The 21,402-nt window shown below is 73.1% G+C and carries 15 protein-coding genes; 9 read left to right on the top strand and 6 right to left on the bottom strand.

Annotation, left to right across the window (positions count from 1 at the left end; all coding sequences use genetic code 11):
• Nucleotides 1-110: 110 nt before the first annotated feature.
• On the bottom strand, nucleotides 111-1,925 hold the full coding sequence (locus ACTWJ9_RS03860) for a 3-hydroxyacyl-CoA dehydrogenase family protein (protein WP_279332624.1): 1,815 nt from the start codon (nucleotides 1,923-1,925) through the stop codon (nucleotides 111-113).
• 378 nt (nucleotides 1,926-2,303) lie between these two features.
• Between ACTWJ9_RS03860 and ACTWJ9_RS03855 the strand changes: the two genes are divergently transcribed.
• Nucleotides 2,304-2,912: an adenylosuccinate lyase gene (locus tag ACTWJ9_RS03855; protein WP_443295201.1), complete on the top strand. Its 609-nt coding sequence runs from the start codon at nucleotides 2,304-2,306 to the stop codon at nucleotides 2,910-2,912.
• Between the two features lie 81 nt (nucleotides 2,913-2,993).
• On the opposite strand, the gene ACTWJ9_RS03850 is transcribed toward ACTWJ9_RS03855, so the two are convergent.
• The 4 genes from ACTWJ9_RS03850 to ACTWJ9_RS03835 form a co-directional block, all read right to left on the bottom strand.
• Nucleotides 2,994-4,571, bottom strand: coding sequence for an alpha/beta hydrolase (locus ACTWJ9_RS03850; RefSeq protein ID WP_443295200.1), 1,578 nt, complete (start codon nucleotides 4,569-4,571; stop codon nucleotides 2,994-2,996).
• Between the two features lie 327 nt (nucleotides 4,572-4,898).
• The gene (locus ACTWJ9_RS03845) at nucleotides 4,899-7,415 is read right to left on the bottom strand and encodes a SpoIIE family protein phosphatase (protein WP_443295199.1); all 2,517 of its coding nucleotides are present in this window, start codon (nucleotides 7,413-7,415) and stop codon (nucleotides 4,899-4,901) included.
• A gap of 156 nt (nucleotides 7,416-7,571) precedes the next feature.
• Nucleotides 7,572-10,115, bottom strand: a complete 2,544-nt coding sequence (locus ACTWJ9_RS03840; protein ID WP_443295198.1) for an MFS transporter — start codon at nucleotides 10,113-10,115, stop codon at nucleotides 7,572-7,574.
• Between the two features lie 170 nt (nucleotides 10,116-10,285).
• Nucleotides 10,286-10,729, bottom strand: coding sequence for an SRPBCC family protein (locus ACTWJ9_RS03835; RefSeq protein ID WP_279337860.1), 444 nt, complete (start codon nucleotides 10,727-10,729; stop codon nucleotides 10,286-10,288).
• Between the two features lie 453 nt (nucleotides 10,730-11,182).
• Here ACTWJ9_RS03835 and ACTWJ9_RS03830 point away from each other — a divergent pair, with 453 nt between their 5' ends.
• From ACTWJ9_RS03830 to ACTWJ9_RS03805, 6 genes are all read left to right on the top strand, one after another.
• The gene (locus tag ACTWJ9_RS03830; RefSeq protein WP_443295197.1) at nucleotides 11,183-11,419 is read left to right on the top strand and encodes a hypothetical protein; all 237 of its coding nucleotides are present in this window, start codon (nucleotides 11,183-11,185) and stop codon (nucleotides 11,417-11,419) included.
• Nucleotides 11,420-11,603: 184 nt separating this feature from the next.
• On the top strand, nucleotides 11,604-12,437 hold the full coding sequence (locus tag ACTWJ9_RS03825; protein ID WP_279332615.1) for a M55 family metallopeptidase: 834 nt from the start codon (nucleotides 11,604-11,606) through the stop codon (nucleotides 12,435-12,437).
• Nucleotides 12,430-13,734 (top strand): M20/M25/M40 family metallo-hydrolase, encoded by a 1,305-nt coding sequence (locus ACTWJ9_RS03820; protein WP_387035610.1) that lies wholly within the window; start codon nucleotides 12,430-12,432, stop codon nucleotides 13,732-13,734. Before ACTWJ9_RS03825 ends, ACTWJ9_RS03820 begins: the two co-directional genes overlap by 8 nt.
• Nucleotides 13,735-13,739: 5 nt before the next feature.
• The gene (locus ACTWJ9_RS03815; protein ID WP_279332611.1) at nucleotides 13,740-15,704 is read left to right on the top strand and encodes a prolyl oligopeptidase family serine peptidase; all 1,965 of its coding nucleotides are present in this window, start codon (nucleotides 13,740-13,742) and stop codon (nucleotides 15,702-15,704) included.
• On the top strand, nucleotides 15,701-16,636 hold the full coding sequence (locus tag ACTWJ9_RS03810; RefSeq protein WP_387035613.1) for a S66 peptidase family protein: 936 nt from the start codon (nucleotides 15,701-15,703) through the stop codon (nucleotides 16,634-16,636). Before ACTWJ9_RS03815 ends, ACTWJ9_RS03810 begins: the two co-directional genes overlap by 4 nt.
• Before the next feature lie 51 nt (nucleotides 16,637-16,687).
• Nucleotides 16,688-17,239, top strand: a complete 552-nt coding sequence (locus ACTWJ9_RS03805) for a GNAT family N-acetyltransferase (protein ID WP_388705106.1) — start codon at nucleotides 16,688-16,690, stop codon at nucleotides 17,237-17,239.
• 271 nt (nucleotides 17,240-17,510) lie between these two features.
• Here the strand turns inward: ACTWJ9_RS03805 and ACTWJ9_RS03800 are convergent, their stop codons facing one another.
• Nucleotides 17,511-17,864, bottom strand: coding sequence for a VOC family protein (locus tag ACTWJ9_RS03800; protein ID WP_279332608.1), 354 nt, complete (start codon nucleotides 17,862-17,864; stop codon nucleotides 17,511-17,513).
• A gap of 158 nt (nucleotides 17,865-18,022) precedes the next feature.
• Here ACTWJ9_RS03800 and ACTWJ9_RS03795 point away from each other — a divergent pair, with 158 nt between their 5' ends.
• Together ACTWJ9_RS03795 and ACTWJ9_RS03790 are read left to right on the top strand one after the other, a co-directional pair.
• On the top strand, nucleotides 18,023-19,543 hold the full coding sequence (locus ACTWJ9_RS03795; RefSeq protein WP_443295196.1) for an NAD(P)/FAD-dependent oxidoreductase: 1,521 nt from the start codon (nucleotides 18,023-18,025) through the stop codon (nucleotides 19,541-19,543).
• Nucleotides 19,540-21,387 carry a transketolase gene (locus ACTWJ9_RS03790; RefSeq protein ID WP_279332605.1) on the top strand — a complete coding sequence of 616 codons (1,848 nt, stop codon included), beginning with the start codon at nucleotides 19,540-19,542 and terminating at the stop codon, nucleotides 21,385-21,387. Before ACTWJ9_RS03795 ends, ACTWJ9_RS03790 begins: the two co-directional genes overlap by 4 nt.
• Nucleotides 21,388-21,402 lie beyond the last annotated feature (15 nt).

The raw sequence follows: 21,402 nt of genomic DNA, 5'->3' as shown, positions 1-21,402 counted from the left end.
CCTCCGGGGGCGGGGAAGCCGTGCGGCCCGTGGGCTGCGCGAACCGGCCGGGGTCCAGCAGCCCGCCCCACTGGGCGGCGCCGCGGAACCAGTCGTCCAGGTGGTGCTGCTCAGCGCTTGACATATTCGCGGAAGCCACGGCCGGTCTTGCGGCCGAGGCAGCCCGCGGCCACCAGGTGCTCCAGCAGCGGCGCCGGGGCGAGCCCCGGGTCGCGGAACTCGCGGTGCAGGACCTTCTCGATCGCGAGCGAGACGTCCAGCCCGACGACGTCCAGCAGCTCGAAGGGGCCCATCGGGTAGCCGCCGCCCAGCTTCATCGCGGCGTCGATGTCGTCGAGGGAGGCGTAGTGCTCCTGCACCATCTTGACCGCGTTGTTGAGATACGGGAACAGCAGCGCGTTGACGATGAACCCGGCCCGGTCGCCGCAGTCCACGGCGTGCTTGCGGATCGTCCGGCAGACCTCGTGCACCGTCGCGTGGACGTCGTCGGCGGTCAGCACCGTGCGGACCACCTCGACCAGCTTCATGGCCGGTGCCGGGTTGAAGAAGTGCATGCCGATCACGTCCTGCGGACGCGAGGTGGCCCGGGCGCAGGCGATCACGGGCAGGGACGAGGTGGTGGTGGCGAGCACCGCGCCCGGCTTGCAGACCTTGTCCAGCGCGGCGAACAGCTGCTGCTTGACCTCCAGTTCCTCGGCGACCGCCTCGACCGCCAGGTCCACGTCGGCGAAGTCGTCATAGGTGCTCGTCGGCCGGATGCGCTCGAGGGCCTGGGCGGCGACCTCGGCGGTCATCCGCCCCTTGTCGACGGAGCGCGCCAGGGACGTGCCGACACGCGCCTTGGCGCCCTGTGCCTTCTCGTCGCTGCGGGCGGCCAGGACCACCTCGTAGCCGGCCTTCGCGAACACTTCGGCGATACCGGAGGCCATGGTGCCCGAGCCCGCCACCCCCACCGAGCGGACCGGCCGGGCCGCGACGGGGGAACCGCCCGCCAGGGGGGTCAGCGCGTCCCGCACGACGACGGCACTGCCCGGCTCCTCGTACGTGTAGAAGCCACGCCCGGCCTTACGGCCCGTCAGCCCCGCCTCGCTCAGCTGCTTGAGGATCGGGGCCGGCGCGTGCAACCGGTCGTGGGACTCCGCGTACATGGCCTCCAGGACCGTACGCGCGGTGTCCACGCCGATCAGGTCGAGCAGCGCCAGCGGACCCATGGGCAGACCGCAGCCCAGCCGCATCGCCGCGTCGATGTCCTCGCGGGAGGCGTAGTGCGCCTCGTACATCGTGGCGGCCTGGTTGAGGTAGCCGAACAGCAGCCCGTCGGCGACGAATCCGGGCCGGTCGCCCACCGCGACGGGCTCCTTGCCCAGGTCCAGGGCGAGATCGGTGACCGCGGTGACCGCCTCCGGCGCGGTCAGCACCGAGGAGACGACCTCCACCAGCTTCATCGCCGGGGCGGGGTTGAAGAAGTGCAGGCCCAACACGCGCTCGGGGCGAGCCGATTCGGCGGCGAGGCGGGTGACCGACAGGGCGTTGGTACCGGTCGCCAGAATCGTCTCCGGCCGCACGACGGCGTCGAGTTCACGGAAGATCTGCTGCTTGATCCCGTACGACTCCGGCACCACCTCGATCACCAGATCGGCGTCGGCCGCCGTGGTGAGGTCGGTCGAGGTGGTCACGCGGGCGAGGAGGTCCGTGCGCTGCTGCGCGCTGAGCCGTCCGCGCTCCACGGCGCGGGCGGTCGAGGACTCCAGGGTGGCGACGCACCGTGCGGCCTGGGCCGCACTGATGTCGACGCCGACGACCGTGCGGCCGGCCTTGGCCAGGACCTCGGCGATGCCGGTGCCCATGGTGCCGAGGCCGACGACGGCGACGGTCCTGAACGGGGACGCGGGAGCGCCGGACTGGGGGGACAGGGGAGTGGCCATCGAGGGACTCCAGGAATGAGGGTGACGACGGAAACCGCGCCCGGATGCGCCGAGGGCGCACCGGGGTGCGTGCGGAGTGCGGGTGATGCCGGGCTGCGAGCGCACACGCCCGGTGCCGTCGCGGCGGGCGCGTACACGCCCGGAGACGGCGGTCCGACCGGCCCTGTCCCGGGGCCGAGCCGTACTGCGGTACACGAGTACCGAACCGACTGCACTCACCGTGGTTGCGTCACCAGACCACCGTGAGGAGAAACGAGAAGCAGAACACGAGTGGGTCACTCGCTCCTCTGAGCTTAACTTGCGGGTAACGAGCGCGCCAGCCCCCGGTGTTTGTGATGTACGTCCCGACCGGCCTCCCCGACCCCTAACCTCTGGTGCATGGACGAAGAGTTGCGTTCGCTCACGGAGCGCTTACGGGCCGAGGCGTCCGGCTCGGCGGACCTCGACCGGCTCCTGGCGGTCGAGGACCCCGACGCCCTGGCCGCCGCGCTCACCGAACCCGGGCAGCCGCTGTGGGCCAGGGAACTGGCCGCCTTCCGGCTGGGGTCGGCGGGGGACCGGCGGGCCTTCGAGTCCCTGGTGCTCCTCCTCAACCACCGCGACCCCCCGCGCTGCGCCGCCGCCGCGTACGCGCTGGCCCGGCTCGGCGATCCGCGCACCGCCCGCGCCGCCGCCGCGCTCGCCACCAACGAACTCCGTGTCGCCTACGCCCTGCACCCGGTACGCCTGCTGGTCGAACTGCGCGCCCCGGAAGCGGTGCCCGCCCTGATCACCACCCTGCGGCGCCGGCTGCGCCCCCACGACCCGTACCGCCGGGTCGCCCTCGCGTGTGTGGACGGGCTGGGCGAACTCGGCGACGCCCGCGCCGAACCCGTCCTGAACGAGGCCCTCGCCCACCCGGCGCTGGCCGAGGCGGCGGTCCACGCCCTGGCCCGGATCCCCCGGCAACGCCGGGCATCCGGACCGCACATCCCCGGCCAGAGGTAGCGGGGCCGGCCGAGGGACGCCGACGCCGACGCCGGCGCCCCTCGGCCGGTCGGCCCGTCAGCGGCTCAGCGGCTCAATCGCTCAGCGGCGGAAGCCGAGCAGGCCGTGCAGGGTCGAACCGCGTGCCGTGCCCGGCGTCGCCTTCGACGTCCGAGGCGTCGGATCGGGCAGGGCGTCGCACACCGCGTCGGCCTGCCCGGGACCGCGTGGCACGGTCCCGTCGGTCAGGTACGCCGCCAGATGCCCGTCGAGGCAGGCGTTGCCGCTCAGCGTGACGCCGTGGTTGCCGCCGTGCTCCTCGACCACCAGGCTGGAGCGGGCGAGCAGCCGGTGGACCGTCACACCGCCCCGGTACGGAGTGGCCGCGTCGCCGGTGGCCTGGAACAGCAGCGTCGGCGGCAGCTTCCCGTTGGCGATGTCCACCGGCCGCAGCGACGGGGCCGGCCAGAACGCGCACGGTGCGTTGTACCAGGCGTTGTTCCAGGTCATGAACGGCGCCTCCTCGTGCACCTCCCGGTTGTCCTTGCGCCACTGCCGCCAGTCCCGCGGCCAGGACGCGTCCCGGCACTCGACCGCCGTGTAGACGCTGTAGCCGTTGTCGCCGGCGGCGTCGACCGCGCCGAAGGCCTCGTACGTCCGGATCAGCGGCTCGGCGTCGCCGTCGTTCGCATACGCCGCGAACGCCTCCGCCAGGTAGGGCCAGTAGCCGTTGTAGTAGCCGCCCGGGAGGAAGGTGTCCTCCAGCTCGGCGGCGCCCACCTTGCCGTCGGCCGGTTCCTCGGCCAGGGCCGCGCGCATCGCGTACCACCTGGCCTCGATCTTCTTCGCGTCGGTGCCGAGCCCGTAGGTGGCGTCGTGCTCGGCGATCCAGGCCATGAGGGCGTGGTGGCGCTCGTCGAAGGCGCGGTCCTGGCTCAGGTTGGAGTCGTACCACACCTCGGTGGGGTCGACGATCGAGTCCAGGACCAGGCGCCGCACCCGCTCCGGGAACAGCTTGGCGTACACGGCGCCCAGATAGGTGCCGTAGGAGTAGCCGAGGTAATTGATCTGCTGCGTGCCCAGCGTCTGCCGGATCACGTCCATGTCGCGGGCCGAGCTGACCGTGTTCACGTGCGGCAGCAGATCCGCGTACTTCTTGCCGCAGGCGTCGGCGAACGACTTCACGCGTTCGAGGTTGGCCCGCTCCACCATGGGTGTGCTCGGCACCGGGTTCGGCCGCACCGGGCCGAAGTGGCCCGGCGCGCAGTCCAGCGCGGGCTTGCTCGCACCCACACCGCGCGGGTCGAAGCCGATCACGTCGTACTGGGCGGCCACCTCCTTCGGCAGCGAGGCCGCGACGAACCCGGCGAGCGTCAGCCCGCTGCCGCCGGGGCCGCCCGGGTTCACCAGGAGAGGCCCCTGGTACGTCTTCGCGGTGTGCGGCACGCGGGACAGCGCGAGCGTGATCCTCCGTCCGTCGGGACGGGCGTGGTCGAGCGGCACTTCGACGGACGCGCACTGCAGCGTCGGATGGCTCTCGGTGCCGCACTCCTTCCACACCGGCTTCGCCGCGCGGAACGCGTCGGCGCCGCTCGGCGCGGCCGCTTCGGCGGGCAGGGCCGTCAGGCTCCCGGCCACGACGGCGGCGGCACTGCACAGCACTGCTGCGCGTTTCCTCATGGGGCCTCCCAGGGCGGGGGGTCGGTGAACCGAGGGACTCACGGTCCACGCGGCATCGTCCCGGAATGCGCCCCCGGATGAACGCGTTCTCGCGACACGTGACCCGATCGGGTTGCCCGATGCCCTCGAACGCGTCCGAAGGAGGGAGAGTTGGGGCGGGCCGGGCCCGGGGGATCCGGGGAGCGGCGGCTCGGCCGCCCCGGCGGGCCGGACGCGGTGGGGCAGCTCCGCGCGGGTGGGGCGGCGCGCGGACCGGCACACGGCGCATTCCTTCACGCCTCGTTCGCGTCGGCTCGGCGGCGCGGCAGGGTCACCGGCGCGGCAGGGTCATCGGCGCGGCAGGGCCAGTTCGAACCACACGGTCTTGCCGGAGGTGGTCCGGCTGGTGCCCCACTCCCGCGCGAGCGTGCTGACCACCCGCAGGCCGCGCCCGGCTTCGTCCGTCGGCTCGGCGTCGAGCAGCGTCGGCAGTTCGTGGTCGTCGTCCTCGACCTCGCACAGCAGGGTGTCGCCGTGGACGAGGCGGAGGGCGACGGGCCGGGCGTGGGCGTGCCGTACGGCGTTGGTGACGAGTTCGCTGACCATCAGCTCGGCATGGCCGGCCGGCTTGCCCACACCCCACGCGTGCAGCTGCTCGCGGACCATGGCGCGGGCCCGGGCGACCTCCGACGGGTCGGGGACGAGCCGCCACTCGGCGACGTGGTCGGGCTCGATGCCGCTCAGACGTGCCATCAGCAGGGCCACGTCGTCCTTGCGGCCGCCGCGCCCCGCTTGTGAGAACGTCGCCGCGAGGGAGCGGATGATGGTGTCGCAGGCCGCGTCCATGGACGCGGCCGGGTGGGCGGCGGACGCGCACAGCGTGGCGAGGCCGGCACCGATGTCCTCGCCGCGCACCTCGACCAGCCCGTCCGTGCACATCACCAGCCGGTCGCCGGGCTCCACCCGCACGCGTACCGCCTCGAAGGGCACTCCGCCGACGCCGATCGGGGCGCCGGTGGGCAGGTCGAGCAGTTCGCTGCGGCCGTCCGCCGCACGGACCAGGACCGGCGGGAGGTGCCCGGCGTTGGCGAGGTGGAGCTCGCTCGCGATGGGGTCGTAGACGGCGTACAGGCAGGTCGCCAGGTAGGTGTCGCCGAGCCGCTGCGCGAGGTCGTCGAGATTGCGCAGCAACTGCGCGGGCGGCAGGTCCAGCGCCGCCATGGTCTGCACGGCCGTACGCAACTGGCCCATCATGGCAGCCGAGTTCAGGCCATGACCCATGACGTCGCCGACGACGAACGCGGTGCGGGCGCCGGGCAGTTTCGCCGAGTCGAACCAGTCGCCGCCGACCCGGCCGAGCAGGGTGCCCGGCAGGTAGCGGGTGGCGATGTCGCAGCCCGCCATGCGCGGCGGGATGTGCGGGAGCATGCTCTCCTGCAGCGTCTCGGCGACGTTCTCCTGGTACGTGTACATGCGCGCGTTGTCGAGCACCAGGCCCGCGCGGGCGGCGAGTTCGGCGCCGGTGACCCGGTCCATGTCGTTGAAGTCCCGCCGCTTCGGGTGGCGCAGCAGGATCATGAAGCCGAGCACGGCGTTGCGTGCCTTCAGCGGCACGACCAGCATGGAGCGGCCGGTGATCAGCGGGCGGATGTCGCGCTTCTCGAACTGCGAGGCGATGGCGTGGCCCATCTCCTCGGTGATGCGCGGCACGAGGACGGGCTCGCCCGTGGTCATGCACCGGAAGAACGGTGTGTGGGCCGGAAAGGGCATGGCCTCGCCGACGGGCACGACGTCGTCCCAGCGGCCGGGTTCGTCGGTGTGCTCGAGGGCGACCCGGTGCCACAGGGTGGTGGTGTCGGGCACGCCCTCGTCGAACCCCTCGCCGGCGACGACCTGTTCCCGCAGATAGGTGCCGGCGACGTCGGTGAAGCGGGGCACGACGGCCTTGCTGACCTCGACGACGGTCCGCGACAGGTCGAGGGAGGTGCCGATCCGGGAGCTGACCTCGTTGAGGAACTCCAGGTGCTCGCGGACGGCGGCGTACTCGAGGTCCTCGACCTCGCCCCGCAGTTCCTCGGGCATCGGCTCGCCGGCCGCGCGGGCCCGTGCCGCCCGCTCCCGGCGCGCCGTACGCTCGGCGCGCCGGGGCACCCCCCAGTCGGGGGTGACGGGCACCCGGTCGTTCTGGCTGAACTCAAGCACGGGATAGCCCAGTTCGAGGACCTGGGTGACGATGCGGGCGCTCTCCTCGACGCTCATGCTGGGCAGGATCTCGGAGAGCCGGCGGGCCAGGTCCGCGGAGCCGGGGAAGTCGGTGTGCAGGGCGAATCCGGGGGCGATCCGCTGGAACACCTCCGTCTCCTCGCCGTGCAGCGCCTCCGCGTCGGCGGCGAGCACCAGCAGCCGTTCACGCCCGGGGCCTATCAGCGGGTAGGCCCACCACAGCACGTCGACCCGGCCGGACCGGGGCACGTCGGCGGTGGCGGCGAGGCGGGCACGGCCCGCGGCCGGATAGGAGAGGCCCTGGTCGAGGGAGGACTCGAGGCCAGGGCCGGGACCGTCGGAGGCTGCGTACGAACCGTACGAGCCGGGTGAACCGGGCCGGGCGCCCGGCCCGCCCTCCCCCTCGCCGCCGTCGGGGAGGGCCCCGGAGACGGGCAGCAGATCGGCGGCGGAGCGGCCGAGGGCGTCATCCTTGGCGAGCCCGAACAGGCGCCGCGCTCCCGCACCCCAGTGCGAGACGAGCCCGTCGCGGTCCACCACGACGACGGCCAGCGGGATGCGGCCGGCGCCGAGGGCCTCGGTCGACTCGCCGTCCTGGCCTCCCTGGTCGACCGGTGCGTCCCGCTTGGTGCCACGGTCCATGGCCCAGGCCCTCTCTCCCCACGGCTCCCAAGATCTGTACCGCCGTCACCACCGTACGGCCACGGCTGGTGGCGATGTGAGGCAATACGGGAATTGCCCACCGGGTTGGCATCCGGGTCCAGCCCGTGAGCACTCCTCTCGGTCCTCTCGGTCTTCTCAGTCCTCGTGGCCCAGTTGCAGGTCCCGTTCGGTGCGGCCGCCCCCGGCGACCTGGAGCACGGTCGCGACCGGCGGGTAGCCGGCGGCGATGACGGTGTACTCGCCGGACGACAGGTCGACGAACCGGAAGGTTCCGTCCGGTCCGGTGGTGAGGGTGTCGACCACGTTGCCCGCCGCGTCCAGCAGGGTCACGCGCGCGTCCTCCACGGCCCGCCCGCCGCCGGCCCGCACGGTGCCGCGCAGCACGGCGCCGCCGGCCAGTTCGACGTCCTGACGGGTCTCCCGGGCGGCCTGGACGGTGACGGGGAGTGCGGCCGGGCGGAACGCGGGCGCGCTCGCGGCGAGGGTGTACTCACCGGCCACCAGCTCGGTGATCTCGTAGCCGCCCTCCCGGCCGCTGCGGGTGGTGGCGACGACCTCGCCGTGGACGTTGGTCAGGGTCACGATGGCGTCCCGTACGGGCGAGCCGTCGGCGGTGAGCACACAGCCGGCGAGGCGGCCCGCGCCCCCGAGGACGACGTCCAGTTCGACGGGCCGCTCGCCGACGGTCACCGAGACCGCCTGCGGCTGGTGCCCGCCCGCGGCGGCGATCAGGACGTACGATCCCGGGCCGGGGGTGGCCAGCGCGTACCGCCCGTCGGCACCGCTCGCGCCCCGCCCGATCTGCTGCCCGGCGACGTCGATGAGGGTGAGCGCGGCGCGCGGTACCACGGTTCCGTCCGGATGCTGGACGGTGCCGCAGACGGCGATGCCCGCGGCGTGCGGCGACCTGGCCGGCGGCACGGGGGCCGCCGTGTGCGGCGTTTCCGCTGTCGGGCCGGCGGTGGGGGCGTAGTGGGACACCAGGGGTTTCTCCTTGAGGAAGAAGGTGATGAACAGACCGAGGACGAGCACCGGCACCAGGTAGAGGAAGATGCGCGGCATGGCGTCGGCGTAGGCCTGGATGTAGAGGTCGCGCAGTGCGGGCGGCAGCGCGTGCACGAGCTGCGGGGTGATCGACTCGGCGTCGGGCAGCCCCGCGCCCTCCCCCGCCGGGAGCCGCTCGGCGAGCGCGTCGGTGAGCCGGCCGGTGAAGAGGGTGCCGAAGACCGCGGCGCCGACGCTGCCGCCGATCTGCCGGAAGTAGTTGTTGGCGCTGGTGGCGGTGCCGAGGTCGCCGGGGCGCACGGAGTTCTGCACGGCGAGGACCAGGACGGGCATCACCATGCCGATGCCGGCGCCGAGGACGGCCATCCAGATGCTGTAGTGCAGCCGGGGAGTGTCGGGTTCGAGACGGGACAGCAGCCACATGCCGGCGATCGAGAGGACGGCGCCGAGCAGGGGGTGGCTCCGGTAGCGGCCGGTCCGGCTGATGAGCTGCCCCGAGACGATGGAGGCGCCGACGATGCCGGCCATCATGGGCAGCATCAGCAGGCCCGACTCGGTGGCCGTGGCCCCGTCGACCATCTGCAGGTACGTCGGCAGGTAGCTGGCCGCGCCGAACAGGGCGACGCCGATCACCAGCCCGACCAGGGCGGTGACGTTGAAGACGGAATCCCTGAACAGCCGGAGCGGGATGAGGGGTTCGGCGGCGAAGCGCTCGACGACGAGGAAGAGCACGGTGGCCGCCGCGCCGCCCGCGCCGAGACCGAGGACGACGCGTGAGTCCCAGGCGTACTCGCTCCCGCCCCAACTGGTCAGCAGCACCAGGCAGGTGGAGGCCGTGGCCAGCAGCAGCGCGCCGAGGACGTCCAGCCGGGGCCTGGCGGAGGGCTTGGGGAGCTTCAGCACCAGGGCGACGACGATCAGGGTCAGGACGCCGAAGGGCACGTTGAAGTAGAAACACCAGCGCCATGAGAGATGGTCGGTGAAGTAGCCGCCGAGCAGCGGCCCGGCGACCGAGGCGAGGCCGAAGGCGGCACCGATCAGGCCCATGAACCGGCCGCGTTCCCGTGCGGGCACGATGTCCGCGATGATCGTCTGGACGCCGATCATCAGCCCGCCCGCGCCGACGCCCTGCACCGCGCGGTAGGCGATCAGCTGGTCCATGGTCTGTGCCCGGCCCGCGAGCGCGGAGCCGACGACGAAGACGACGATCGCGAACTGGAAGACGCCCTTGCGGCCGAACAGGTCGCCGAGTTTGCCGTAGATCGGCAGTCCGATGGTGGCGGTGAGCAGATAGGCGGTGATCGCCCAGGACATCCGGTCCAGGCCGTGCAGTTCGCCGACGATCTTCGGCAGGGCGGTGGCGACGATCATCTGCTCGAGGGCGGCGAGCAGCAGCGCCAGCATCAGCGCGAAGAACACCAGCCGCACCCTGCGCCGGCTCAACGCCGGGCCCACCGGCCCCTGATCGGGCTCCGCACCGGGTTCCGCGTCGTCATCCGGGCCGTACTGCGCGTCGTACTGCGCGGCGTACTCCGGACCGTACTCCGCGCCGTACCCCAAGGCCGGCTCCGGACCCGGCCCGTGAGTCCGTTCCGGAGGCGGGCGCTCGGCCGACGGGATCGCCGCCGCGACCGGTTCGTCCTGCGTCAGAGTGATCCCGCCGGTACCGCCCACGTGCCGCTCCCCTCGTCGCGCTGCCACACAATTCCCGCGTAAAAGCGACAACTACGAGCAAGCGCGACGAGTTACGGCATGCGGAAGGTCGGTGCGGAGATCACCCGAACCGGTGAGGAGAGCGGCCCGGGGGCCAACCTCCCCTCGTGACCGGCTTCTTGAAGCGGCGGCTACTTCTCGACCTCGGCGGCCAGCCTGGCGAGCAGCGCGTCGTAGATGCGCCCGAGCCCCTTGGGTGCGAAGGTCCTCTCGAAGAAGCCGCCGATGCCGCCCGCACCCGTCCACGTGGTGGTCACGACGACCCGGGACCTGCCCTCGCCGGCCGGGGTGACGCGCCAGACGGTGACCATGGAGGAGTTGCGGTCCTTCTCGACCAGTTCGCCGTCGCTCGGCTCGGTGACCTCCAGGAGGCAGTCGCGGACGCGCTTGCTGGTGGCCTGGAGCTTCCAGTGGACGAGGCTGCCCTCCCCGTCGCCGCCCTCCCGGACCTCGTACTCGCTGAACTGCTCGGGCAGCAGCCTCGCGCGCGTGCCGCTGTAGTCGGCGATGGCGTCGAACACCGTCTCCGCGTCCGCCGCGACGATCCGCTCCGTAGTGGCCTCGACCTGCGCCATCGATTTCCTCCAGGACATGAGTTCTCAGGGTGCTCAAAGGGTCGGGGCAAGCCAATCACCCCCTCGCCCGGCCCCCAAATCGGGAGTCCGGAACTGATCGGGAGAGTGACCGAAGATGTCGCTCACCCGATCAAGGGAACGTTTGTTCTATTCTGTGGGACAGTGCTGCCGAGGAGGTGTCATGCGCGGGGAGAACCTCGCACCGGACTGCGGACACGGCCGGGCCGACGCCGCGCTGTCCGGCGCGGAGACGGTGACCACCCGTACCTCCGGCACACCGGAGTGCGCGGATCGCGTTCCACGAGATCCGCGCCCGCTCGGTCCCCCCGGTGCCCGGAGCCTCCCGCACGCCTTCGAGCGGGCCGTGAGCCCCTGCCGGGGCTTCACGCGCGTGTCCACGCACGTCACTTCCTGACTTCCTGACCCCATTTTCCGGTTTTCCGGGGAGGCGCAGTGTCCACCGCACCGAACGCGGACAAGGCATGGAAGGCCATGGCCCGATCTCTTGCGGACCCGACCGACTCCGACCGCCCGACCGACTCCGACCGCCCGACGGCCACCGGCCGAGCGGGAGCCGCCGCCTGTCGCACCCTCCTCGAGGGCCACGCAGCCCGCGCCGCGGACGACTCCACCGCCGAGCCGTGGCTGCTTCTGCGGGAGCGCACCGCCGGCCGTCTCCGGCATGTGTGAACTCCTGCCGCACCACCAGGTCTGCGAGCCCGTCTGCGGCGGGGCGCGAGAACCGTCCTGTCGGCGGCTTGCGCACCACACCCAGGAATCCCTCAGCGAGGCGAGCGGGCCGTCATTGGTCTGGCCCGGTGAGAGTTTTCCACAGGCCTGGCCGCGCTTCGGCACCACGACGTAGCGTGAGCGCATGAAGATCCTCATCAGCGCGGACATGGAGGGCGCCACCGGCGTCACCTGGCCCGCCGACGTGCTGCCGGGCACACCGCAGTGGGAGCGCTGCCGGTCGATGTTCACCTCCGACGTCGACGCCGCCGTGCGGGGCTTCTTCGACGGCGGCGCCGACGAGGTGCTGATCAACGAGGCGCACTGGAGCATGCGCAACCTGCTCCTGGAGCGGCTCGACGAGCGGGCCGAGATGCTCACCGGGCGGCACAAGTCGCTGTCCATGGTGGAGGGCGTGCAGCACGGCGACGTGGACGGCATCGCGTTCATCGGCTACCACGCGGGAGCCGGCATGGAGGGCGTCCTCGCGCACACCTACCTCGCCAACTCCATCACCGGAGTGTGGCTGAACGGCGAACGGGCCAGCGAGGGCCTGCTCAACGCGGCCGTGGTCGCCGAGTACGGGGTGCCGGTCGTCCTGGTCACCGGCGACGACGTGGCCTGCGAGGACGCCCTCGGCTACGCGCCGGGGGCGCTGAAGGTCGCGGTCAAGGACCATGTGTCGCGGTACGCGGCCGTGTGCCGCACGCCCGCCCGGACGGCCGCCGACATCCGGGCCGCGGCGAAGGAGGCCGCCGCGCTGGCGGGCCGCCGGGAGCCGGTGGCGGCCGGCCCCTTCACCGTCGAGGTGGAGTTCGACGCGGAGCACCTGGCGATGGCCGTCACCGTGGTGCCGGGCGTGATCCGCGCCGGCGAGCGGAAGGTGGCGTACACGAGCGGGACCATGCACGACGGGATCCGCACTTTCAAGGCGGTCACCACGATCGCCTCGGCCGCGGTGGAGGAGCAGTATGGCTGACGAACGTGCCCTGGACGAGGTCGTGACGTTCACCTCCGAACTCATCCGGATCGACACCACCAACAGGGGCGGGGGCGACTGCCGGGAGCGGCCCGCCGCCGAGTACGCGGCGGAGCGGCTCGCCGGGGCGGGCCTGGAGCCGGTGCTGCTGGAGCGCACCCCCGGCCGGACCAACGTCGTCGCGCGCCTCGCGGGCACCGACCCGACGGCCGACGCGCTCCTCGTCCACGGCCACCTCGACGTCGTACCGGCCGAGGCCGCCGACTGGAGCGTGCACCCGTTCTCCGGCGAGGTGCGCGACGGGGTGGTCTGGGGCCGCGGCGCCGTCGACATGAAGAACATGGACGCGATGATCCTCGCCGTGGTGCGGGCCTGGGCACGGCAGGGCGTGCGGCCCCGGCGCGACATCGTGATCGCGTTCACCGCGGACGAGGAGGCCAGCGCCGAGGACGGCTCCGGGTTCCTCGCCGACCGGCACGCGGCGCTCTTCGAGGGCTGCACCGAGGGGATCAGCGAATCGGGCGCCTTCACCGTCCACGACGGCGCCGGCCGGCAGCTCTACCCGATCGCGGCGGGGGAGCGCGGTACGGCCTGGCTGAAGCTGACCGCGCGCGGGCGGGCCGGGCACGGCTCCAAGGTCAACCGGGACAACGCGGTGACCCGCCTCGCCGCCGCGGTCACCCGCATAGGCGAGTACGAGTGGCCGCTGCGGCTGACCCCGACGGTCCGTGCGGCACTCACCGAACTCGCCGCCCTGTACGGCGTCGACCCCGACCTGTCCGACGTGGACACGCTGCTCACCAAGCTGGGCCCGGCGGCGAAACTCGTCGAGCACACCCTCCGCAACAGCAGCAACCCGACGATGCTGGACGCCGGTTACAAGCTCAACGTGATCCCCGGACAGGCCGTGGCCCACATCGACGGACGGTTCCTGCCCGGTGGGGAGGACGAGTTCCGCGCCACCTTGGACCGGCTCACGGGGCCGGACGTGGACTGGGAGTTCGAGCACCGCGAGCCGGCTCTCGAGGCACCGCTGGACTCGACGACGTTCGCGCGGATGCGGGCCGCCGTGCAGGAGTTCGCACCCGAGGGGCACCCCGTGCCGTACTGCATGTCCGGCGGCACGGACGCCAAGCAGTTCTCCCGCCTCGGCATCACCGGTTACGGGTTCGCCCCGCTGAAACTGCCGGAGGGCTTCGACTACCAGGCCCTCTTCCACGGAGTCGACGAGCGCGTCCCGGTCGAGGCGCTCCACTTCGGTGTCCGCGTCCTCGACCGGTTCCTGCGGACGGTCTGAGCGAAATGGGGGAAACGGTGCAGACCCTGCCCTACGGCGAGTGGCCCTCGCCCATCGACGCGGCCACGGCCGCGGCACACGACGGGAAGCCCGAGTTCGTGGGGTTCGTCGGGGACGAGGTGTGGTGGACCGAGCCCCGGCCCGCCGAGGGCGGCCGGCGCACCCTGGTGCGCCGGCACTCCGACGGAACCGAGGAGTCCGTGCTGCCGGCGCCGTGGAACGTGCGCAGCCGGGTCGTCGAGTACGGCGGACGGCCCTGGGCCGGGTTCGTCCGGGACGACGACCCTCTCGTGGTCTTCGTGAACTTCGCCGACCAGCGCCTCTACCGCTGTGAACCCGGCGGTGAGCCGCGTCCGCTGACCCCGCTCTCCCCGGTGGGGCAGGGGCTGCGCTGGGCCGAGCCGACGCTGCTGCCGGACCGCGGCGAGGTGTGGTGCGTCCTGGAGGAGTTCACCGGCGACGGACCGAGCGAGGTGCGCCGCGTCCTGGCCGCCGTACCGCTGGACGGCTCGGCCGCCGAGGACCGCGGCGCCGTCCGTGAACTCACCGACGACCGGCACCGGTTCGTCACCGGTCCGCGACTGTCACCCGACGGGCGGCACGTCGCCTGGCTGGCCTGGGACCACCCGCGCATGCCGTGGGACGGCACCGAACTGCGTCTCGCCGAGGCCGCACCCGACGGCACCCTGCACCACGCCCGCACCGTGGCCGGCGGCCCCGACGAGTCCATCGCCCAGGCCGACTGGACGCACGACGGCCGGCTGCTGCACACGAGCGACCGCACCGGCTGGTGGAACCTCTACCGCGACGGCGAACCGGTCTGCCCGCGCGAGGAGGAGTTCGGCGGCCCGCTGTGGCAGCCGGGGTCGCGCTGGTTCACCCCGCTGGACAGCGGTCTGATCGCCGTCGTGCACGGCCGGGGCGCCACCGCGCTCGGCATACTCGACCCCGAGACGGGCGAGGTCGTCGACGCCGCCGGGCCCTGGACCGAGTTCGCGCCCACGCTCGCGGCGCACGGAGAGCGGGTCGTCGCCGTCGGCGCCGGGCCCCGCAGCGCCCCCGAGGTGGTGGAACTGGACACCCGCACCGGCAGGACCCGGGTGATCGGCGCCCCGCACAAGGACGCCGTGGACCCCGCCCACTACCCCGACCCGCAGGCCCGCACCTTCACCGGTCCGGGTGGCCGGGAGATCCACGCCCACGTGTACCCGCCGCACCACCCCGACTGCGTCGCGCCCGACGGCCAACTGCCGCCGTACGTGATCCGGGCGCACGGCGGACCCACCGGCCGGGCTCCCCTCGTGCTCGACCTGGGGATCGCCTACCTCACCTCACGCGGCATCGGCGTCGTGGAGGTCGACTACGGCGGCTCCACCGGATACGGACGTGCTTACCGCGAACGGCTGCGCGAGCAGTGGGGCGTGGTCGACGTCGAGGACTGCGCGGCCGTCGCGCTCGCCCTCGCCGACGAGGGCACCGCCGACCGCGACCGGCTCGCCGTCCGCGGCGGCAGCGCCGGCGGCTGGACCGCGGCCGCCTCCCTCACCACGACCGACGTCTACGCCTGCGGCACCATCCTCTACCCGGTGCTCGACCTGACGGGCTGGGGCCCGGGGGAGACCCACGACTTCGAGTCCGAGTACCTCGAGAGCCTCATCGGCCCGCGCGCCGAGGTCCCCGAGCGGTACGCCGAACGCTCGCCCGCCGCGCACGCCGACCGGCTCACCGTCCCCTTCCTGCTGCTCCAGGGCCTGGACGACGTCATCTGCCCTCCCGCGCAGTGCGAGCGGTTCCTGGCCCGGCTGGAGGGCGGCAAGGTGCCGCACGCGTACATCGCCTTCGAGGGCGAGGGGCACGGCTTCCGGCGCGCGGACACCATGGTGCGCGCCCTGGAGGCGGAACTGTCGTTGTACGCCCAGGTGTTCGGCCTGACGGTGCGCGGCGTGCCGGTACTGGAGCTCACCGAATGAGCAGGGTCGAGCCGTTGCTGCGGCCGCCCCGGCCCGGTCCCGGGGCCCGGGTGGCCGTCGTCGCGCCCAGCGGGCCCGTGCCCGAGGAGCGGCTCCAGGCCGGTCTCGACGTGCTGCGCGGCTGGGACCTCGACCCGGTGGTCGCCCCCCATGTCCTGGGCCGGCACCGCGACTTCGACTACCTGGCCGGCACGGACGCCGAGCGGGCCGCCGACCTGCAGTCCGCCTGGTGCGACCCCGCCGTGGACGTGGTGATGTGCGCCCGGGGCGGCTACGGCGCGCAGCGCGTGGCCGACCTGCTCGACTGGACGGCGATGCGGGCCGCCGGGCCGAAGGTGTTCGTCGGGTTCAGCGACATCACCGCCCTGCACGAGGCGTTCGCCACCCGGCTCGGCCTGGTCACCCTGCACGGGCCGATGGCGGCGGGCATCGACTTCGTCAAGAACGCACGCGCGCAGGACCACCTGAAGGCGACCCTCCTTGCCCCGGAGACCGTCCGCACCCTCACCTCCCCCGAGGGCACCGCGCTGGTCCCCGGGCGGGCGCGGGGCGTCACCCTCGGCGGCTGCCTCGCCCTGCTCGCCGCCGACCTCGGCACCCCGCACGCCAGAGGCTCCGCGCGCGGCGGGCTGCTGTGCCTGGAGGACGTGGGGGAGGAGCCGTACCGGCTCGACCGGTACCTCACCCAACTCCTGCGGGCCGGATGGTTCGACGGGGTGGCGGGGCTGCTGCTCGGCTCCTGGGCGCAGTGCGGGCCGTACGAGACGGTGCGGGCCCTGCTCGCCGACCGGCTCGGCGGCCTGGGCGTGCCCGTGGCCGAGCGGTTCGGCTTCGGTCACTGCGACGGGGCGCTCACCGTCCCCTTCGGCGTCCCGGCCGAACTCGACGCGGAGGCGGGCACCCTGACACTCGACGAACCGGCACTGAGCTGAGCCCGTCCGGCGGCCCCGGCGTGCCCGGTATGCCCGGGGTAGGGTCGCACCGTGCCGCACACCGCCTCCCGTCACCTCGCCGAGGGCCCCCGCGTGGGGATACGGCACCTCACCCACGCGGACAGCGCGGAGTTCACCGCCCGCGCCCGGGAGAGCAAGGACCTGCACCGCCCCTGGCTGTTCCCGCCGGACCACGCCGCGGCGTACTCCGCGTACGCCGAGCAGCTGATCCGGGACCCCGCCAAGGCCGGCTTCCTGGTCTGCGAGAAGGCCGACGGTTCCATCGCCGGTTTCATCAACATCAACAACATCGTCCACGGCGCGTTCCAGAGCGGCGCCCTCGGCTACGGCGCGTTCGCGCACGCGGCGGGGCGCGGCCTGATGCGCGAAGGGCTGGACCTCGTCGTACGGCACGCGTTCGGGCCGATGCGGCTGCACCGGCTGGAGATCAACGTGCAGCCCGCCAACGCCGCCTCCATCGCCCTGGCCCGCAGCTGCGGGTTCCGCCTGGAGGGCTTCTCACCGGACATGCTCTTCATCGACGGGGCCTGGCGCGACCACGAACGCTGGGCGCTCACCCAGGAGATGCGCGGGCCCCACTGACCCGCTGTCCGCGCCGCCATTCTCCCGGTCGGCGCGTCCCGCCCCTGTTCGGACGGGCGGCCGCGGCTTCCATGGATGACTGTGACGATATCCGGCGTGCTGCGGCGCCCCTGCCCGCCGCACCCTGGGCCCGGACGATTCCCTGCCCGTCCTGCGCCCCTCGACGGGCACACCGCATCGAGGACCGCGACAAGGAGGGCCTACCACGCTGCATGGCCCGGCAGGTCGGCATGCGCCCCACACCGTGACCGCGTGACTCGGACCGCGTGACTCAGACGGTGGCGCGGCGGTCCGCGTACTCGTAGACCGCCCCGTCCGGGTGCCGTGCGATGAGGTTGCGGCCCACCGGGGTGGGGAGCGGGCCCGCGACGATGTCCGCGCTCATCTCCGCGAGTACCCGACCGGCCTCCTCGACGTCCTGCACCGCGTTGGTCGCCGCCACCTTGCGCAGCACGTCCAGTTCGGCCGCGGGACCGCTCATCAGCAGGAAACAGCCGACCGCGGCCACGTGGACACCGGCCCGCTCGAAGCGGAGCGCCTTGCCTCCCGCCAGCCGCTCGTAGAAGGGGATCGCGGTCTCGATGTCGTCGACGCAGACGCGCAGCGTGGCACCCAGTATCTCCATAGGACGAGCCTAGGGTTTTTCGTCTGGATCACGCCGGACTTCCGGGAGGCCGGAAAGCGCCGGAGGCGCGGGGCGCGGGCCGGTGGACGTTTGGCGGTCGCGGCGGGGGAAACGCGGAAGTCTCCCGAGCCATGCGACGACAGCGCTGGAGGCGAACCGTGAGTCGACCCCGCATCGTGATCATCGGTGCCGGCTTCGCCGGATACCGCACGGCCCGCACCCTGTCCCGGCTCGCCCGGGGAAGGGCCGAGATCACCCTGCTGAATCCGACCGACTACTTTCTGTATCTGCCCCTGCTGCCCCAGGTCGCCGCCGGCATCCTGGAACCGCGCCGGGTCACCGTCTCCCTCTCCGGCACGCTGCCGCACGTACGACTGGTGCTGGGTGAGGCCGACGGCATCGACCTCGACCGGCGGACCGTGCGCTACACCGGCCCCGAGGGGGACCGCGGCACCCTCTCCTACGACCGGCTGGTGCTGGCCGCGGGCAGCGTCAACAAGCTGCTGCCGATCCCCGGCGTCGCCGAGCACGCCCACGGTTTCCGCGGTCTGCCCGAAGCGCTGTATCTGCGCGACCACGTGACCCGGCAGATGGAACTCGCGGCCGCCACCGACGACCCCGCGGGCTGCGCCGCCCGGTGCACCTTCGTCGTGGTCGGCGCCGGTTACACCGGGACCGAAGTCGCCGCGCACGGAAAGCTGTTCAGCGACGCGCAGGTGCACAATCACCCCCTGCGGACGGGCCTGCGCCCGCGCTGGCTGCTGCTGGACATCGCCGACCGGGTCCTGCCCGAACTCGACGAACGGCTCTCCTCCACCGCCGACCGGGTGCTGCGCGAACGGGGGGTGGAGGTACGGATGGGGACCTCCGTGAAGGAGGCCACGCACGACGGAGTGCTGCTGACCGACGGCGAGTTCGTCGACACACGGACGCTGGTGTGGTGCGTGGGCGTGCGGCCCGATCCGCTCGCCGAGTCGCTGGGGCTGTCCATGGAACGCGGGCGGCTGCTGGTGGACCCGCACCTGCGGGTGCCGGGGCGGCCCGAGGTGTTCGCCTGCGGTGACGCGGCGGCGGTGCCCGATCTGGAGAAGCCCGGCCGGTACACCCCGATGACCGCGCAGCACGCCTGGCGGCAGGGCGAGGTCTGCGCGCACAACATCGCCGCCTCCTTCGGTGACGGTGAGTCGCGCGCCTACCGCCACCGTGACCTGGGGTTCGTGGTGGACCTGGGTGGCGTCAAGGCGGCGGCCAATCCGCTCGGTGTCAATCTGTCCGGTCCGGTGGCCGGAGCGGTCGCCCGCGGTTACCACCTCGCGGCGATGCCCGGCAACCGGGTGCGCGTCGCCGCCGACTGGCTGCTGGACGCCGTACTGCCGCGTCAGGCGGTGCAGTTGGGGCTCGTACGGTCCTGGTCGGTGCCGCTGGACACGGCGTCCCCGGAACTCGCCCGGGTGCCGTCCGGCCCGGAACGGAAGCGGTCCGGCGACGAGACCGCCGAGCCGGCCAGGAAGCAGCCGGGTGGGGAGCCGGCGAAGAGCCGGCCCGGAGGCGAGCCCGCGAAGAGCCGGCCCGGTCCCCGGCCGCCCGCCGGCTCCCACGCCTCCCCCGGCCCCGTCAAGCGCACCGACTACCCAGCCGACCCCGCCGATCCCCGTGATCAGGCCGAAGGAGACTCATGAAAACCGGTGAACTCGTCGAGCTCGGACAGCAGTTGCGAGTGGACAGCGTCCGCGCGGCAGCCGCTGCGGGCTCCGGGCACCCCACGTCCTCGATGTCCGCGGCCGACCTGATGGCCGTCCTGCTGGCGCGCCACTTCCGCTACGACTTCGACCACCCCGACCACCCCGGCAACGACCGTTTCGTCCTCTCCAAGGGGCACGCCTCGCCCCTGTTGTACGCCGCCTTCAAGGCGGCCGGGGCCATCGAAGACGAGGAACTGCTCACCTTCCGCAAGCTCGGCAGCCGACTCGAGGGGCATCCCACGCCCAGGCGGCTGCCCTGGGTCGAGACGGCCACCGGGTCGCTCGGCCAGGGACTGCCGGTCGGTGTCGGTATCGCACTGGCCGGGAAGCGGCTCGACCGGTCCGGCTACCGGGTGTGGGTGCTGTGCGGGGACAGCGAACTGGCGGAGGGCTCCGTGTGGGAGGCGGCCGAGCACGCCGGGTACGAGAACCTCGACAACCTCACCGCCGTCGTGGACGTCAACCGGCTCGGCCAGCGCGGCCCCACCCGGCACGGTCACGACCTCGACGCCTACGCCCGCCGCTTCGCGGCCTTCGGCTGGCACACGGTGGAGGTGGACGGCCACGACATCGACGCCGTCGACCGCGCCTACGGCGAGGCGGCCTCCACCAGGGGGCAGCCGACCGTGATCCTCGCCCGCACCCTCAAGGGCAAGGGGGTCGCGTCCGTCCAGGACCGCGAGGGCCTGCACGGCAAACCGCTGCCCGAGGCCGACGAGGCGATCGCCGAACTCGGCGGCCCGCGCGACCTGCGGCTGAGGGTGCGGGAGCCGGCCGACGCCCGCGCGCTGCACGCCGTGCACACCGGACAGGCCGATCCGCCCCGGTGGGACAAGGGCGAGGAGGTGGCGACGCGCAACGCCTTCGGCGAGGCGCTGGCCGCCCTCGGTACCGTGCGCGGCGACATCGTGGCCCTGGACGGTGAGGTCGGCGACTCCACCCGTGCGGAGTTCTTCGCCAAGGAGCACCCCGAACGCTATGTCGAGTGCTACATCGCCGAGCAGCAGCTGGTCGCCGCGGCGGTCGGCGTGGCGACACGCGGCTGGGTGCCGTACGCGGCCACGTTCGCCGCCTTCCTCACCCGCGCCCACGACTTCATCCGCATGGCGTCGATCAGCGGTTCCGGCATCAACCTGGTCGGCTCGCACGCCGGTGTCGCCATCGGCCAGGACGGGCCCAGCCAGATGGGTCTCGAGGACCTGGCGATGATGCGGGCGGTGCACGGCTCGACCGTGCTGTACCCCTGCGACGCCAACCAGACCGCACGCCTGGTCGCCACCATGGCGGACCTCGACGGCATCCGCTACCTGCGCACCTCGCGCGGCGAGGGCCCCGTCCTCTACGGCCCCGACGAGGAGTTCCCGGTCGGCGGCAGCAAGGTGCTGCGCTCCTCGGCCGAGGACCGGCTGACCCTGCTCGCGGCGGGCGTCACGGTGCCCGAGGCCCTGGCCGCCGCGGACGCCCTGGCGGGCGAGGGCATCGCGGTACGGGTGATCGACCTGTACTCGGTCAAGCCCGTCGACCGGGACACGCTGCGCCGGGCGGCGGAGGAGACCGGCTGTCTGGTGACGGTGGAGGATCACCACCCGGAGGGCGGGCTCGGGGACGCGGTCCTCGACGCCTTCACCGACGGGCGGCCCGTCCCGCGCCTGGTGCGGCTCGCCGTCCGCGACATGCCGGGGTCGGCCTCCCCCGAGGAGCAGTTGCGCGCCGCGGGCATCGACGCCGAGTCGATCGCGGTGGCCGGGCGGCTGCTGGTGGAGGGGGCGATCGTGCCGTGAGCGACGGGACGGAGG

The sequence above is a fragment of the Streptomyces sp. GDS52 genome (genome assembly GCF_052246875.1).
GTDB classification, from domain to species: domain Bacteria; phylum Actinomycetota; class Actinomycetes; order Streptomycetales; family Streptomycetaceae; genus Streptomyces; species Streptomyces cathayae.
The sequence above is the reverse complement of the archived record's forward strand: the minus strand, read 5'-3'. Positions and strand labels throughout refer to the sequence as shown.

Coding starts and splice junctions, on each gene's coding strand:
- ACTWJ9_RS03810 (WP_387035613.1), top strand. CDS start 15,701: ATGAGCAGGGTCGAGCCGTTGCTGCGGCCGCCCCGGCCCGGTCCCGGG.
- ACTWJ9_RS03800 (WP_279332608.1), bottom strand. CDS start 17,864: ATGGAGATACTGGGTGCCACGCTGCGCGTCTGCGTCGACGACATCGAG.
- ACTWJ9_RS03860 (WP_279332624.1), bottom strand. CDS start 1,925: ATGGCCACTCCCCTGTCCCCCCAGTCCGGCGCTCCCGCGTCCCCGTTC.
- ACTWJ9_RS03845 (WP_443295199.1), bottom strand. CDS start 7,415: ATGGACCGTGGCACCAAGCGGGACGCACCGGTCGACCAGGGAGGCCAG.
- ACTWJ9_RS03815 (WP_279332611.1), top strand. CDS start 13,740: ATGGGGGAAACGGTGCAGACCCTGCCCTACGGCGAGTGGCCCTCGCCC.
- ACTWJ9_RS03825 (WP_279332615.1), top strand. CDS start 11,604: ATGAAGATCCTCATCAGCGCGGACATGGAGGGCGCCACCGGCGTCACC.
- ACTWJ9_RS03835 (WP_279337860.1), bottom strand. CDS start 10,729: ATGGCGCAGGTCGAGGCCACTACGGAGCGGATCGTCGCGGCGGACGCG.
- ACTWJ9_RS03855 (WP_443295201.1), top strand. CDS start 2,304: ATGGACGAAGAGTTGCGTTCGCTCACGGAGCGCTTACGGGCCGAGGCG.
- ACTWJ9_RS03790 (WP_279332605.1), top strand. CDS start 19,540: ATGAAAACCGGTGAACTCGTCGAGCTCGGACAGCAGTTGCGAGTGGAC.
- ACTWJ9_RS03850 (WP_443295200.1), bottom strand. CDS start 4,571: ATGAGGAAACGCGCAGCAGTGCTGTGCAGTGCCGCCGCCGTCGTGGCC.
- ACTWJ9_RS03820 (WP_387035610.1), top strand. CDS start 12,430: ATGGCTGACGAACGTGCCCTGGACGAGGTCGTGACGTTCACCTCCGAA.